This is a genomic window from Methanosarcina acetivorans C2A, assembly GCF_000007345.1.
GTDB lineage: Archaea > Halobacteriota > Methanosarcinia > Methanosarcinales > Methanosarcinaceae > Methanosarcina > Methanosarcina acetivorans.
Window position 1 is genome coordinate 4,133,264 of the sequence record NC_003552.1, and the last position, 15,542, is coordinate 4,148,805.

General features: G+C 41.3%; 13 protein-coding genes and 3 pseudogenes. 5 read left to right on the plus strand and 11 right to left on the minus strand.

Annotated elements, in window-relative coordinates; all coding sequences use genetic code 11:
- Positions 1-41 precede the first annotated feature (41 nt).
- The 6 genes and pseudogenes from MA_RS17470 to MA_RS25825 form a co-directional block, all read right to left on the minus strand.
- Complete coding sequence (locus MA_RS17470) at positions 42-860, minus strand: class I SAM-dependent methyltransferase (RefSeq protein ID WP_052279195.1); 819 nt, start codon at positions 858-860, stop codon at positions 42-44.
- 540 nt (positions 861-1,400) lie between these two features.
- Positions 1,401-1,988 carry a hypothetical protein gene (locus MA_RS17475; protein ID WP_011023278.1) on the minus strand — a complete coding sequence of 196 codons (588 nt, stop codon included), beginning with the start codon at positions 1,986-1,988 and terminating at the stop codon, positions 1,401-1,403.
- A gap of 98 nt (positions 1,989-2,086) precedes the next feature.
- Positions 2,087-3,034, minus strand: a complete 948-nt coding sequence (locus tag MA_RS17480) for a hypothetical protein (protein ID WP_048065677.1) — start codon at positions 3,032-3,034, stop codon at positions 2,087-2,089.
- Positions 3,035-3,554: 520 nt separating this feature from the next.
- Positions 3,555-4,124 (minus strand): hypothetical protein, encoded by a 570-nt coding sequence (locus tag MA_RS25820; RefSeq protein ID WP_226990642.1) that lies wholly within the window; start codon positions 4,122-4,124, stop codon positions 3,555-3,557.
- A gap of 454 nt (positions 4,125-4,578) precedes the next feature.
- Positions 4,579-5,115: a hypothetical protein gene (locus MA_RS17490; RefSeq protein ID WP_048065679.1), complete on the minus strand. Its 537-nt coding sequence runs from the start codon at positions 5,113-5,115 to the stop codon at positions 4,579-4,581.
- A 757-nt stretch (positions 5,116-5,872) separates the two neighbouring features.
- A pseudogene (locus tag MA_RS25825) lies at positions 5,873-6,064 on the minus strand (transposase); the annotation flags it as partial.
- A 225-nt stretch (positions 6,065-6,289) separates the two neighbouring features.
- On the opposite strand from MA_RS25825, the pseudogene MA_RS17500 reads away from it, so the two are divergent.
- A pseudogene (locus MA_RS17500) lies at positions 6,290-6,685 on the plus strand (transposase); the annotation flags it as partial.
- 94 nt (positions 6,686-6,779) lie between these two features.
- Here the strand turns inward: MA_RS17500 and istB are convergent.
- Together istB and istA are read right to left on the minus strand one after the other, a co-directional pair.
- The gene (gene istB, locus MA_RS17505; protein ID WP_011023283.1) at positions 6,780-7,553 is read right to left on the minus strand and encodes an IS21-like element ISMac9 family helper ATPase IstB; all 774 of its coding nucleotides are present in this window, start codon (positions 7,551-7,553) and stop codon (positions 6,780-6,782) included.
- Complete coding sequence (istA, locus tag MA_RS17510; RefSeq protein ID WP_011023062.1) at positions 7,550-8,794, minus strand: IS21-like element ISMac9 family transposase; 1,245 nt, start codon at positions 8,792-8,794, stop codon at positions 7,550-7,552. Before istA ends, istB begins: the two co-directional genes overlap by 4 nt.
- Positions 8,795-8,885: 91 nt before the next feature.
- Between istA and MA_RS25830 the strand changes: the two are divergent.
- The 3 genes and pseudogenes from MA_RS25830 to MA_RS27975 form a co-directional block, all read left to right on the plus strand.
- Positions 8,886-9,878: pseudogene (locus MA_RS25830) on the plus strand (transposase); the annotation flags it as partial.
- Positions 9,879-10,038: 160 nt separating this feature from the next.
- On the plus strand, positions 10,039-10,200 hold the full coding sequence (locus MA_RS29675) for a transposase (protein WP_394295992.1): 162 nt from the start codon (positions 10,039-10,041) through the stop codon (positions 10,198-10,200).
- Positions 10,201-10,592: 392 nt separating this feature from the next.
- Positions 10,593-10,799 (plus strand): hypothetical protein, encoded by a 207-nt coding sequence (locus tag MA_RS27975; protein ID WP_162013092.1) that lies wholly within the window; start codon positions 10,593-10,595, stop codon positions 10,797-10,799.
- 205 nt (positions 10,800-11,004) lie between these two features.
- Here the strand turns inward: MA_RS27975 and MA_RS17520 are convergent, their stop codons facing one another.
- A complete protein-coding gene (locus MA_RS17520; protein WP_048065681.1) occupies positions 11,005-11,571 on the minus strand; it encodes a hypothetical protein in 567 nt (188 codons plus the stop codon).
- Between the two features lie 1,044 nt (positions 11,572-12,615).
- Here MA_RS17520 and MA_RS17525 point away from each other — a divergent pair.
- Positions 12,616-13,461, plus strand: coding sequence for an ABC transporter substrate-binding protein (locus MA_RS17525; RefSeq protein WP_011023286.1), 846 nt, complete (start codon positions 12,616-12,618; stop codon positions 13,459-13,461).
- A 109-nt stretch (positions 13,462-13,570) separates the two neighbouring features.
- Here MA_RS17525 and MA_RS17530 read toward each other — a convergent pair whose 3' ends face one another.
- Together MA_RS17530 and MA_RS17535 are read right to left on the minus strand one after the other, a co-directional pair.
- Positions 13,571-14,356, minus strand: a complete 786-nt coding sequence (locus MA_RS17530; protein ID WP_011023287.1) for an ABC transporter ATP-binding protein — start codon at positions 14,354-14,356, stop codon at positions 13,571-13,573.
- The gene (locus MA_RS17535; protein ID WP_048065682.1) at positions 14,353-15,435 is read right to left on the minus strand and encodes a FecCD family ABC transporter permease; all 1,083 of its coding nucleotides are present in this window, start codon (positions 15,433-15,435) and stop codon (positions 14,353-14,355) included. The genes MA_RS17530 and MA_RS17535 overlap by 4 nt, the downstream gene beginning before the upstream one ends.
- Positions 15,436-15,542: the final 107 nt, after the last annotated feature.

The following is a 15,542-nucleotide window of genomic DNA, read 5'->3' on the forward strand; positions in this document are numbered from 1 at the left end:
AAGTAATGTTAAGGAAGAAAAATAAAAGAAAGGAAGAGTGATCAAGGTTGAGGTGACCACGAGATCCTCATCCTTGACGACCCACCTCTTGACCAGCAACCGTCTTCTTTCTTTTCATAGTTATCCTCGATATATCGCATCAGCAGTTCGTCCCATTCATCGTTGCCCTTCAGATGCAAAGAGTCCTTAAGCTCATCCATTGCCTGTTCGGTGGTCATCACCCGCTCGTATGGTGGTCTCTCGCTATCCAGGTTGACCACATCCGGATAGATGCCGTGTTTATATAGAACGGCGAAGATAAGGTCGACCTTCGGAGACGGAGTGTACTCGTATCCATAAATGGTGGACCACAGGTCCAAGCAATGCCTTTCCCAGTACGGCACGCCAGCAAACCAGTACAGGTAAACCTTTTTTCGTGCAAGAGAGTTCATTCTGAGTACAGCTTTCTCAATATCATCGATCATCAGAGAGTATGCGGCTATGATAATATCATGCCTTTCGATTTCTTCCGGCGCATCCTCCCAGCGTGAATTGATGATTTGCACGTTGTCCAGCCCGGCCTTTTTCAGGTTGCTGCTCAGGATCCTGGCCATCGTCTTCGAAGGTTCGACGGCGGTGACTCTTTTGCATATCTTTGCAAGGGGGACTGTCATTGACCCTGCTCCGGCTCCTATGTCCAGGGCAGTCCAATCATTTTGCATCCCGATCGTTCGACAGCGTTCCTTTCCATCCTTCCACACATAGGGGTTTTCACTGAACTGGTAGGAAGCAGATTCATCGTCGTAGTAATTATTAAAACCATCGCATCGCTTGTTCTCCCGGTAAATGGAACGCCAAGTTTCTCCTGGATCGTACTTCATTTTCATACCTCATTGTCAAAAAATTATCAATTGTGTTACCATCATTAGACTTAGTTTAATCGATTAACTCTCATATCTTCAGAAAGGCTCATTGTTTCGCATCGGTGTATCTGGATTAATTGTAATAACGGGAAATAAATAAAAGTTGGTCATGGCGATGCTTTTTATATCTTCCGTGGCCAAGGCTGCCATACTGTAAAAGCTTACTACGAATAACGCAGTTAGCATCAAACTTACCAAGCTTTTGATTTTCATATCATCTTCTTTATTAATTTTGTAAGGGCTCCTTTTCTTTCTACCAATAAAATGTGAACTCTGTGTGTTTCTAAATTTTTAGAGTGATACTTTTTAATTTTTTTAAGAAATTATTTAGCTGGTTGCTTTTTACATTTAGCTTCTTCTAATACAGTCCTCAATTTTGGCGGACTATTTGAAATTATATTTAATGAAGTTTGATTTTTGGCAGGTTTTTCGAAATTCTCTACTGTATATTGTTTCTTCTCTTTTTTGTTTCAACGAAACAACTATCTTTATTTTACTTCAGCGTTGAATGTGTTTCCATAATAGAACGATGATTAACAATAAACAAATAATCAACAATAGTAGAGCGATGTTTACTAAAATCTCAGTGAAGGATGTATTTCCATCTTCTCCATCAGGAAGATTTATCCCAGTGGGAGAATCATTTATCTCAGTGGGAGAATCAGGAGGATTTGTCAGTGAGATCGAAACGGGTATCTTCAGTCCGGCGTTCAAAGGAATGCCATTTGATTCGGCGGAGGAACCCATGATGGACAAATCGAAATCATTGATATCTTCACCTTCAGGGGGAGCGGTTATGGTTACGTTCACTTTCCTGTTCTCACTTTTGTCCAGAGTGAATGAGGAAGGGTCTAATTTCACCCACGGTTTATAGGCTTCATCCACATATAAGGTGCAATCAATGCTATCTGTCCCATAGTTAATCACATAAACGTTCAGCGTCGTGGTAGATGACCGCGCCATTGTTTCCGTGAGTGATTTGGGTTTTGCTCCCAGAGCCATGGACGAACATGAACAGCACGGTGCCATCACCGTGATTAATAACAACGTAACCAACGCTATAGCTAATGTTTTTTTCAGTTCCATGATTCCACCTTATCGGTTATAACAGCAAATTCGGAGATGCTGCAAAAGTAAATAACCTGCCTGTTGAGAGGGCTGTACGGAAGGCACAGCCAACCTCCTCATATAGCAGGCGGGTCAACCGCGGGCCCATTGTCTCCATTACCATAGACCAGAGCCATACAATCATAGTCGTCTACATTGTAGGCGCTCAGATTGTCCTGTGCCTGTCCGGAGAAATCTGTCCAATTGCCTCCTGCATTACCCAGGTACAATTTCCAGTAAGACTGGTCAGAGCCTTTGATGCCGAAAATGGAATCTATACCATCATAGTCACTCTTTTTGCTCCACGAGATATCATAAGATTTTGCAGCGTCAGACCATGCATCGTATACCGTAGTCCCTTTCCCGTTGGTCCAGAAGTACACACCTCTTGGGGACTGGAGCAATATACGTACCCCATCGGAACTCTGGTCCCAGACGACTACACGGTCAGGGTTTACCGTAGGACCATGATTGTATTCGGAGTTATTTCCAAAAAATATCGAGCAGAATTTACGTTCGGAAGAATTGGTGTACATCATGCTATCGCTCGCCCATTCATTGCCGGCATCGCGCCATGTATACGGCATCCACCAGGCCCAGTAAGGCCACCATTGAAAATCCACTTCCTCAATAAGGATGGGGCCGAGGTCATACATGAAATCAATATCTCCCCATGATGCATTGTCGCCTAAGGCCTGCTTCCAGGGTATGTTGTAGTTATCGGCAGCATTTTCCCATGCGTCAAGAAGGGTGGTTCCACGTCCATCCACCCAGAAATAAAATCCGTCTTCGTCTTCTACGAGGAAAGTGACCTTATCGTTCGTCTCCGCATCGTTCGTCTCCGCATCGTTCGCCTCCGCATCGTTCGCCTCCGCATCGATCGTCTCCGTACCGATCGTCTCCGTACCGATTGTCTCCTTTTCATGCTTGTCATCGGCAGTACTACCGCTGAGATATGTGGCCATACCACCTATGAGGATCATCGCCAAGATTATGATCCCTGCGATGATTTTTCGGTCTGTCATCATTATCCTCCTTTTCTAATTAATGAATAAGACATTTGTTACATAAGGAATATTTATTAATATTTTATAACATTTTGAGTTGTAGTATTCAACGATAATTATTACCAAGCTTACATTTTAAGCATATCAGGCCAATTCCCAAGTAGAAATGAGTCAAATTTAACCTCAATTTTTAGAATCTGTCAAATTTATTTTGGGATATTTTTCAAATTTCAAGGTTTTTCCTCTAATGAAAGCTTAAACTGTCAAACTTGGACTACAGTCTCATCGAATAACTTTGTGAACTTTTATAATGTCAACTAAATAACCCAACTTAGTTGGTAATTTAGCATAGATTATTTATTGTGGAAAAATCCAGGTTATCGATTTCATTGAATCAGTGACTTGAAGTGTAGGTCAATAGCTACTTGGCATTGATTATGATCTCGCCTGTTACCACCTGTTACTAAAAACGATTCGACCATATTAATATGGGAAATAAAAAAGTTGGAAGAAGTTTGAAGACTCTTCCAACTAGCGTTCATTTCGATTGATAGTCTGATGGTAATACCGTGGCATCAGAACCCATGCCCCACGGATTCGGCCACGTCTCCCAAACACCCCACACGAATGCGAAATAGGGGTACTCGGAGGCTGAATGATCTGCCAGGACAACTCCAGTCTGGGAAAGACTATGGTCCCACGTGTTTAGATCGCTCCCATCGCAGACGTATGTTTTCCACCATACAAAACCTTCACCAGTATTTCCCCAGTCCTCATAATTTGTGAAAGGACCATTTATGGTGGAGAGCTGACCAGGATATGAAGGGTTTTCACCTATCGCGTATGCGTACCCATTCCTGGTTGCTGCATCCTTCCAGGCGTCGAGCAAGGTCTTGCCACTGCCCGTTATCCATACAACATCAGTGGTATCATTATGTGATTCATTTAAGAGAGTTTGAGTCCATTCTTCAGTCGCAGCTTTTTTTGGGTCCACAAGAGCAAAGTGCACTTCATTTTCGGTATCTCCACCATTATCTCCATCATTATTGGTTTCCGTGACGGTGGCCGTATCCTCTCCACCATTATTGGTCTCCGTGACAGTGGTCATATCCTCTCCACCATTATTGGTCTCCGTGACGGTGGCCGTATCCTCTCCACCATTATTGATTTCCGTGACAGTGGCTATATCATTAGTTTCCTTTTCATCGTTGTCACCGGCAACGCTGCCGCTGAGGTATGCGGCCGCCCCACCTACGGCGATCACCGCCACGATTATTATCGCTGCAATGATTTTTCGGTCTGCCATCATTATCCTCCTTTTTATAGTTAATTAATAATTTTAATAATTATGTAACTACAGTATACAGTATCTCCGAATTTTTGAATCAAATGAAGAACTTATAACTAAGTGGTCACTTCCATTGAACCGGCGATGTGGGGTCAGGTCAATAGATTACCAGGGAACCCTTGAGAGTGATCCCGCCTGTTACTAAAAATGATTCGACGATATTAATATCGGGAAATAAAGAAGGAAGAGCTTGGAAAACTCTTCCAACCCGCGTTCATGAATAGTCCGATGGGAATACTGTATAAGGAGAACCTGAAATACCATCAGGATACGGCCACGTAGCCCAACATCCCCACACGAATGCGAAATAGGGGTACTCTGAGGCGGAATGATCTGCCAAGACTACTCCAGTCTGGGAAAGACTATTGTCCCACGTGTCTAGATCGCTCCCATCGCAGACATAGGTCTTCCACCATACAAAACCTGTACCATTATTTCCCCATCCTTCATAATTTGTGAAGGGACCATTTATGGTGGAGAGCTGATTAGGATACATAGAGTTTCCGCTCATCTCGTATGTGTACCCATTTTTGGTTGCTGCATCATTCCAGGCGTCGAGCAAGGTCTCGCCACTGCCCGTTATCCATACAACGTTAGTGGTATCGTTATGTGGTGATTTCATTAGTTCTTCATAATAAAACTCACTCGAAGCTGCTTTTGGATCCACAAGAGCAAAATGCACTTCAGCTGCAGCTGCACTGCCTGCAAGCAGGGTAAGGCAGATTGCACAACTCAGGATTAAAGCCCACAATGTTTGAGTTAATCTTTTGTTCGTAATATCCCTCCTGATATTGAAGTCAAAGAAAAAATTCCGGTTCTTTATGCACAATTTTTTCTTGTCGAGAAGTTCAGGGAACCCGCAACTAGGACTGAAAGTCAAGTCTTATGCGATTTATTAAAAATGCCAGATTAGTCCGTTTTTAGGGGGGATAAATCGATTCGTTCCAGCTTTGTTTTGGATTCTCTATGAAAGATTCTCTCCAGAATTTTTCCTTTCCTCAAACCTTTTCCAGTTAGTCTTAATTTGTATACTGTTGGTCATAAAATCAATCGTTTTAGTAACAAATTTCCATCTATGAGGTTGTCTTAAAATTCAAACCGTTCCTACAAAGAGAATGGGCAAAGTAAACTTTAAAGTCAGACCGCAAATTTTCCGAAATTAGAGCATATATAGCCCTAAAAAATAATACTTATTCGATAGAACTTACGCACTCGAAGTAGAAAATCAAGCATAATAAACATCCTGTTTAAATTTTCAATTTAGACGTTTAGGGGCATAAGGCTGCTGTTTTTCAGTTCAAATGCACAGGTTTATCCCAATTGCAGGATCAAATTTAATATATAAGACAGGCTCTTAAAGTAGTACCTTCTATTTTTTGCTACAATAATGTAGCTTACTGTTATAATGTGTGATTAATGTATATAATATTCATACTATACTCCAATATAGTAACCAATTTATAAGATTAATAATATATTTAGCCTGAATTTCCCTAACTTTATCTTAGAACGTGATCATCCACAATCTCAAGAGCATGAATCTTGTAGCCTTGCTCATTGCAAATGTTGTTGAAGATCAACTCGCAATCCTTTTTAATTCGCTTATTGTAGAATATATTGTATCGATACTTTGGCACCAAAACGAAATGGTAAGTTATCTGACCATAGTCATGGCTAAAACTGTTCAATTCAACGCGTATCACATCCAGGCTATAGGCGGCTGGCACCACCTATGGCCACGGTGCCAAAAAAAGCTCATTTTACAAAAAAAGCAACGATTTAGATATTTAATGAGAAAAAACAAAGAGGCGAGGGTTCACTTCATCCCCAACCTGAAGAGGCTGTCCGATAATTACCTTAGGTAATTGAGGTTTCTGCTTAGAATATATTAACTATTATATAATATTCCACTAATTTTTTGGTTTATGGTTTTCATTAAATCTTTGAAGAATCAAGTTTGGACTTTACCTCTGGATATCCGAGATCTTATTCCTTCAGATCATATCTGCTATTTAGTTGAGTCTTTTGTGGATGAAATGGATTTTAGTGAATTTGAAACCAGGTATGATGGTTCTGGACACCCTGCTTATCATCCTTGCATAATGTGTAAGATTTTGATTCAATCGATGCTTGATAAAGTTCGATCATCGCGAGCGATAGCTCGCAATGTTCGAGAGAATATAGTTTACATGTATTTGGCTGAAAACTTGCAACCTGATTTTAGAACAATCAGTGACTTTAGAAAAGAAAATGAAAAACTGATTACAGAATTGTTCAAAAACACAGTTAAGGCAGCTAAAGATTTAGGGGTAATAAGTCTGTCAACAGCGGTTTAATTTTCCCCACATTGGTCGGTTTAAATTTCCCCATCTTTTGATATAAATTTTACTCAATTTTTCATAAACTTGTTAGAAATTACTGGTAGATATTTCCTGATTTTATACCATGTTTCTTCCTTTCTTTCAGCCTGTAACTTTCTCCTCTGATGTTAATTGTAGTACAGTGATGGAGAATTCTATCAAGTACAGCAGCCGCTATTACCTGGTCTTTGAATATCTCTCCCCATTCTCCATATGATTTATTTGACGTAAAGATGGTCGAACTCTTTTCATAACGTCTGGAAATCAACTGAAATAAACAGTGAGCTCCTTCCTCATCAAATGGGAGATAACCCATTTCATCAATGATCAGAACTTTAAATTTCATAAAGCCTTTGAGTTTCTTTTCAAGCATTCCTTCTCGATTTGCTATTTTCAACTTCTCGATAAGGTTTCCTGTATTGGTAAAGTAAACCGAAATCCCTGCTTTTGCTACTTCAATCCCAAGAGCGATTGCAAGATGAGACTTTCCAACTCCGGGAGGACCAAGGAAAACGACATTCTCTGAATTATGAACAAATCTCAAGGTTGCAAGGTCTTCGATTGCTTTTTTATCAATGGATTTCTGAAATTCAAAATCGAATTCCTCAAGAGTCTTTTTCACAGGAAATGCTGCACTTTTCATTTTTCTCTCAATTGCAGCAGCTTCTCTGTACTTCTTTTCCTGTTCAAACAGATAATCAAGTACTTCCATTGTTGTCTTGCTATCTCTTGCAGCAATTTCAAGATAGTTGTCCAGAACCTCTTCAATAGTATTCAGTTTGAGGTATTGCAGGTTACTGTGAAGTCTCTCATAGCTGAAATTGTTCATTCAAAATCACCGTCACTGAATGTTTCATAGATGTCAAGAGACCTCTTTTCAACTTCAGGACCTGAGAACTTCAACGGAATCTGTAATTCTTTCTTGCATTTTGAATTCTCTTTAAGAATCTCACTCAGGAGACCCTGAAAATGTTCCTTTTTTCTGGAAACCCTACAATTACCTGAAAGAATTTCATGTTCACAAACCTTCTCATAATCAACATAGACCTCGAATATTCCTTCAAAAATCTGAAGCTCTGCAGTTCTTCCTGCAAACCTGTAAGGAACAGAATACTTATTTCCAAGGAACGAAATATAACAGTCTCTGGAGACCTTTCTGGTCTCCTTATGGACAACTTTGTAAGGAGGAACCTGATCCAGAGGGATCAGTTTCTCCTCCTTAAAACGTTCAAGGGGGATTTGATAGGTTGTTCCGTGGACAGTTGAATTTACCCTTTCCAACCACCTGTGAACTTGGCCGTTCAGGTCTTCGAGAGAGGTAAATCGTCTTCCAAGGAAGAAATCCCTCTTGACATAGCCTACCGTTTTTTCAATTTTACCTTTTGTCTGAGGCCTGTAAGGCCTGCATAACCGTGGAATAAAACCAAAGCATTTGAAGAAATCCTCAAACTGTGAGTTCCATTCAGAATCTGATGATTTTAAGGCTCTTTTGATAACAACCTGTTTCATGTTATCATAGAGAATCTCCTGTGTAAATCCTCCAAAGTACTCAAAGGCGTTCAGATGACACTGGATAAGAGTGGAAGTGTCTATGCCCAGTGTAAATTCAACATATTTCATCCTGGAATATCCAAGAATCATGTTGAAGCAAAAGAGTTTCTTTATCTTTCCATCAACCTCAACTGTTCCCATCTCTGCCCAGTCAACCTGAGCCTGTACACCTGGTTTTGTTTCATAGCGGAGTACAGCAGGGACTCCCTGCTGAGGTCGGACTTTTCTTACAAAGTCCTTGACGATGGTCATTCCTCCATCAAAACCCATTTCTTTGATTTCCCGATAGAGCCGAGCAGCAGTGTAGGAGCCTTCTTCAAGCTTTTTAAGTATATAAGGTTTATATGGATCAAGCTTGCTCTTTCTTCCGGGACGTTTCTGGGGTTCAGGTAAGGTTTTCAGCAGGAGATATTTCCTCACAGTTTTCCTGTCAAAACCGGTTTGTCTGGCGATTTCACTAATGCTCAAGTTTTGTGAACTTAAATCTCGAATCAAGAATAAATCCTCCTTTTTCAGCATGATTCACAATCCTCGAACTTTTCTCAAGGATTGAGAATTGGGGAATTTTAATCCGCCGAAAATGGGGAATTCTTAACCGCCGTTGACAAGTCTTGAGCAGTTAAGCACTGACGGATCCATGGTAAAAGCTTCTGCGTCAAAAAATAATGTGGTTTTGGAAGAGGTCTTGAGAGTTATTGGAGAATATGTAAACAATGAATTAAAAAAAGGTATTGAAGTAGACAAACTTGAGGATGAACATTTTGGTAACTGCCGTGGTTACGGTCAATTGAATAAAAGTGGAAAATACAAAGTAAAAGCTGTAGTTGCGAAGTATATAAAACAAGTAAATAAGGATAATTCTAATGACAGGAAAAAAGAGATCGAAGACACAGTTGAAGAAGCACTTGATGAATTTAAAAAAGACAGTATTGAGAAAGTAAGCTTGACTGATAAAGAATCTCGTTTTATGAAAAACAAAAAGGGAGTATTTGAACTGGCATACAATTCCCAAATAACAGTGGACCATAAACAGGGGATTATTGTTGCAAATGATATCTGCCAAGATAGAACTGATACCTATCAATTGAAACCACAGATTGAACTTGTGGAAGAAAATTGTGTTTTCTTAAAAGAGGGTACTAAGATATGTGCAGATAGTGGATACTATAGCGGAAATAACATTCATTATTTGAATGATAAAAAATTGGACCCATATATTCCAGAGCAAAAAGAAGTAACTAAAACAATAACAGAAAACGTCGAAGAGCTAAGGTTCAATATCAGTAATTTTGAATATAATGAAGAAATTGATGAGTTTATATGCCCCGAAAATCAAAGATTAAAGTTTTTGTATGAGGGTTATGAGAAAGAAAGGAAGAGAAAATACAGACTTTATAAGGGAACTGAATGTAAAAAGTGTAAATTTAGCAAAAATTGTACAAAAAGAAAGGATGGAATTAGGCATTTAAAAATAGCTGAATTTTCAAAAGAAAGAAAACAATTAGCTGATAAAATGGAAACAGAAGAAGCTAAGAAAATATATGGACAAAGAAAGCAGGTAGTAGAACCTGCAATTGGAAACTGTAAAGAGAATTTAGGGTTTACAGGCTGTCTCAAAACTCAAACCATTTCTACAATTGGATAATGAGCAACGTTGAATTTAAAAACAAGACCACCTAAATTAGAGAAATTTACACATGAATTAACCTTGTAGTAGAAAAAATTTGACACAATTGTAGAATTAACTTTAGTTTTGAGACGGCCTGTTTAGAGAATTTTTAACCAGAGGATTGAAATCAGTCAGAAATGAATTTAATTTGGTGTGTACAGCAGTTAACTTAAAGAAAATATGGATTTACTCAAATAAAAACGAGATCAATAGAAAGATAAATGGAATAAATGGAACTTTTCACTTTAAGACTTGAGTAATAAGGAATAGAAAACAAATCTCATAAAAAAGTTCCAATTTATCAGCAGACGATATTATTTTATTACTAACAGTAATTGTCGGACAGCCTTTGAAGGACGGGGTATTGGTAAGTAGCCCAGGGGAATTTCACCCCCAGGCCCTCTCAGATCCGTACGTGAATCTCTCGATTCATACGGCTCCCATTATCCAGCCATAAAGCCTTGTTTTGTCCATTGGTTCCTCCCTTGAAGACAAGGTTGACCGCGGTTCAAAACTGGATAATACAATCCCTTCGCTTCATGCCCATTACAGGCACTTCATCACTACTACGAATTGTTCCGCCCCTGTTCATCGCATCGATACTTTTGTCCTTGCGGGTCCACCGCTTGGAGGTTTCTCTTTACATCGATGAGCAGGTTCCCACGTTCCACAGAAAAGCACGAGTTAAGTTCCCGCCACCTATATACCGGTCACCATCTGGTCAGTAAACAGAGTATCTTCCAGACTTATCCCAGGTTAGTCACGCCACCTGTTGACGACATCATCGCGTTTTCGATACGTCTTCAGTGGTTCATTTTCATTCGGCTCCTTAACCCACACCTGACGAAGTCATAGCCTCGCCTTTTCCCATAATGCTCACTACCGTGGCTTTTGACCAAAGCAGCTTATGGGTGGTTTGGAATCACTTCCTGTAAAGCGAGTCCGAGGGGTCTACCCTCATCTTTTCTGCAGCCTCGTGGCACACCATGACCCTCCGCGCTCCCATTGTAATAAAGAAGGAAGGGGTTTAAAAAACTCTTCCAACTGGCGCTCATTATGGTTAATAGTCCCTTGGTAATACCGTGAAATTAGTACCCATACCCCACGGATTTGGCCACGTACACCAGGTTCCCCACACAAATGCGAAATAGGGGAACTCGGAGGCGGAATGATCCTTCAGGTCAATTCCAGTCTGGGAATAACTAATGTTCCACGTGCTTAGATTGCCCCCATCGCTGACATACGTTTTCCACCATACATAACCACCTTCTGAATCATTGTTTCCCCATCCTTCATAATTTGTGAAAGGACCGTTTATGCTGGAGAGTTGATAAGGATAGCTAGAGTTTCCGCCTATCCCGTATGTGTACCCACTATTGTTTGCTGCATCAGCCCAGGCTTCGAGCAATGTATCGCCACTGCCAGTTATCCATACAACGTCAGTGGTATTATTATGTGGTGCAGTTGTGAGTAAAATATTAGTCCAATATTCATTTGCAGCTACTTTTGGGTCCACAAGAGCAAAATGCACTTCATCTTCTGCAGCTGCGCTGCCCGCAAACAGGGTAAGGCAGATTGCACCACTCAGAATTAAAGTCAACAATATTCGAGTTAATTTATTGTTCATCGTATCCCTCATATATTATGGTCAAAGAAAAAATTCCGGTTCTTTATGCATAACTTATTCTTATCGAGAAGTTACAGAAACCCACCACTATGACTGGTAAAAGTTAAGCCTTTTTTACCGTGACTTATAAAAAATATCAGATAGCCTATATTTAGACTGGAAAAAGTCGATTCGTTCCAGCTTCTGTTTTGGTTTCTTTATGAAAGATTTCCCCAGAATTATTCCTCTGATCCCCTTTTTATTTTCACTTTCAAATGATTAATAACAAGATTAATCATTCGCACATCTTTTGCTATATTAATGTAGCTTAGTAACATAATATGTGATTATTGTATATAATTATGATACTTTACTTTTGTATACTATACTCAACTATAGTAACCAATTAATAGGGTTAATTATATATTTATCCTGACTTTCCATAACTTTGTTTTACTTTCAGCAGGTCGACATTTAGTAACAGTAACAGCAAAAAATAAATTTAATATTACATATATCCTATATTCGGCAGGTCGACATTAGATTTGGAGAATTTTTACTGATTGTGTTTTTCAGATATTCCACAAATAGATAATTGGTTTGAAACTGGTTAACATAGAACTTAGATCTCACGGCATATATAAACAATAAACTATTTTTGCAATAATGTTTAGTATCTGGGAGAATTTGATTTCAGCAAAAACACTATCAATAAAAATATTCTGAAAAAAACAAGTTACTTGCCGAAAGCAGTATACACTTAATTAAAAATTCTTTTTTCGCCGTCTTAAACCGTTTTTTCGTAATATTTAGACCCTTGAACAGGACAAACTTAGTTAATATCCATCCTGGATCTTAATTTCATTTCTCAACATACTTTGAACGATTGTGGACGATGTTTTTCTCAGCATGTTGATATACCAGCTAATTCATACAATCAACTATTTTCTTATTCCTTTATTAAATACTTATTAATTCTTTATATACAAATAGTAATATTTAATAATAATAAAAAAGTAAATGTAGGCTTGGGAAAGGAACTGATAAAAAACAAATAGGCCATACATGCTGGCGAACCAGGACCTTCTGGATCTCCCCGTCGTAGGAGAAGGGGGACCTACCGCAGCACCTGATACTGAAAAGCTCGTAGCCCTCGGGCCGGATGTCATCTTCACCTTGTACAACTGGGAAATTGCCGATGTTAACGATCTTCAGGAGAAGACAGGCATACCCGTGGTAGCGCTCAGTTATGGGCCAGCTGAGGTATTCGACGAGGAAAGCTATCAATCACTTCGGCTGATAGGACAGGTCACAGGCAGGGAGGAACGGGCCGAGGAGCTCATCGATTATTCCGAGAGCCTGAAAGCGGACCTGGCAGCCCGAACCGAAAATATCCCGAACGAAGATAAACCTACGGTATACATCGGCGCAGTGTGCTATTATGCCACCAAGGGCATTCAGAGCACTGCCGCCAACTACACCCTGTTCAAAGCTGTGAACGCCCGCAACATAATCGATGAGGACAGTGCTAACTCGGGAATAACAGGTTTCTCGTTCATTGATAAGGAATACCTGCTTGAGCTGGACCCTGAAATAATCATACTTGATTCGGCAGGACTTGGGCTTGTCCAGGCGGATTATGAGGAGTTCCCGGAATATTACAAAGGTCTGAGCGCCTTTAATAACGGAAACGTGTACATGCAGTTGCCGTACAATAACTATTACACTAACATCGAGACGGCAGTGGCCGATGCATACTACATAGGCAAGGTACTGTATCCTGAAGAGTTCAGCGACATCGATGTAGGTGAGAAGTACGATGAGATAAGCACGGAATTTCTGGGCGCGCCCCTTTACGATGATATGTCAGAAGCGTACTACGGAGGATATCGGCAGCTGTCGTTTAATTAAACAGCAGGCAAAATTTTCCATCGCTTTTTCAGGGCTGTTCAAAGTTTCCATGCCAGCGATCGAGTGGGGGCTATCTATGCCCCCCTCAACGGCCACTACTGACCCATCATTATAGAGAGGATCCCTCTAGAGAGGAACCCTCTAAAGGTATCACTACGGGGTGGCCGTTGTAGGTCTCTATCGTCACGTCCACATCATAGACCTTCGATATATTATCAGTTGTGAACACGTCCATTCCCCCTATGGCATGAATCTTTCCACTCTTCATCATGATGAACTTGTTACCGAACCGCAATGCCAGGTTAAGGTCGTGCATGGTCACAGTGGCCGAAATGTGTTTCTCCTTCACCACGTCCTTGATCAGCCTGATAACTTCCAGCTGGTTCTTCAGGTCCAGATTGCTGGTAGGCTCGTCGAACATCAGGACATCCGGCTGCTGGGTCAGGGCGCGAGCTATAGCTACCTTCTGCATCTCCCCCCCGCTAAGTTCGTTGACCCTTCTCATGGAATATTCCTGCAAGGACAAGGATATCAGGACATCCGTGGCGATCTCAAGGTCTTTACTTGTCACGTCCCATTTGATATAGGGCTTCCTGCCCAACAAAATGGCATCGAAGACCGTAGTATCCGAGAACTGACTGGACTGCAGGACATATCCGATCTTCTGTGCCAGCTCATTGTTGTCCATCTCGCGTATGTTGCTACCGCCTATCTCAATGTCTCCGGGATTAACCTTCAGGATCCTGTTAATGCATTTCAGCAATGTTGACTTTCCCACGCCGTTTTTTCCGAGAATAACCATGCAATCCCCGGGCTCCACTGCGAACGATATGTCGTCAAGGACCTTGACGGTCGGATACCGAAATGAGACGTTATTGACGCTGATACTCATCATGCTCTTCTCACTCCTTTCATTAAGATGAATAGAAACATTGGGCCCCCGAGCAGGGACGTTATAGCGCCTACAGGCAGGACCACGGGGGAGATCACTATTCTGGCCAGAGTGTCTGATGCAAGCAATATAGCTGAGCCGGCCAGGGCTGACGCAGGGATGAGGAAGCGATGATCTTCACCGACGATCCTTCTCATGATCTGGGGGCCGATCAGGCCGATGAAACCTATCATACCCATGAAGGATACGGCCACGGACGTTACCAGGGTGGCTGTCAGCAACCCGAGGAACCTTACGCGCTCTGTCTTCACTCCCAGGCTTTTCGCCGTCTCCTCCCCGTTGGCCAGGGCGTTATAGTCCCATCGCATGAAGAAAAAGTACGCGGTAGTGAGCATCACCACTACATTCAAGATCAGGATCTCTTTCCAGGACACCCTTCCCAGGTCACCGAAGGTCCAGAATATAGCCGCAGAGAGTGTGATATCTGTAGCGAAGTATTGTACTATAATCGTCCCTGCATAGAATATAGCACTCAGAGCCACTCCCGCCAGAACGATAGCCTCCGGAGTGAACCCTCGCAATTTTGCTAGAGTCAGGATGATCAGCATGGCGGACATGGAAGAGACGAAGGCACAAATCGTCACTGTATATGGGTTGTTTATTGCTACACTGCCGCCGGTCGAGATTCCGATGACCGACCCCGCCCCCAATACTATAATGGCAATATTGGCCCCGAATATCGCAGCGCTGGATATGCCAAGGATATAGGGATCCGCCAGCGGATTGCGCAGGTTGTTCTGCATCACGCACCCTGCCAGTGAGAGCCCGGCTCCGGTCAGCAAAGCAGCGACTACCCTGGCCATTCGGAGCTGCCATATTATCACAGTTTCCTTCGGGTCTCCCTGACCGATGAAAGCAAAGAAGACATCCGAAAGGCTCATATCCGAAGACCCCAGGTTCAAGGACACTAACATCATTACGAATACAGAAACTAGCAGTAAGATGAGAATCAGCCACTTGTTATAGGTGTGCTGATGATATATTGCGATTTCATTTTTATATTTATATTCGTTGCTCACCATGGCGGATCTACCAGCCCCTTGAATAATCTACACAGCAACCAGGCAGACATTCAAATTTTTTTATGTTTATTATGCTCTCAGAGCAGGCTTTTCCCACTAATGTGGAT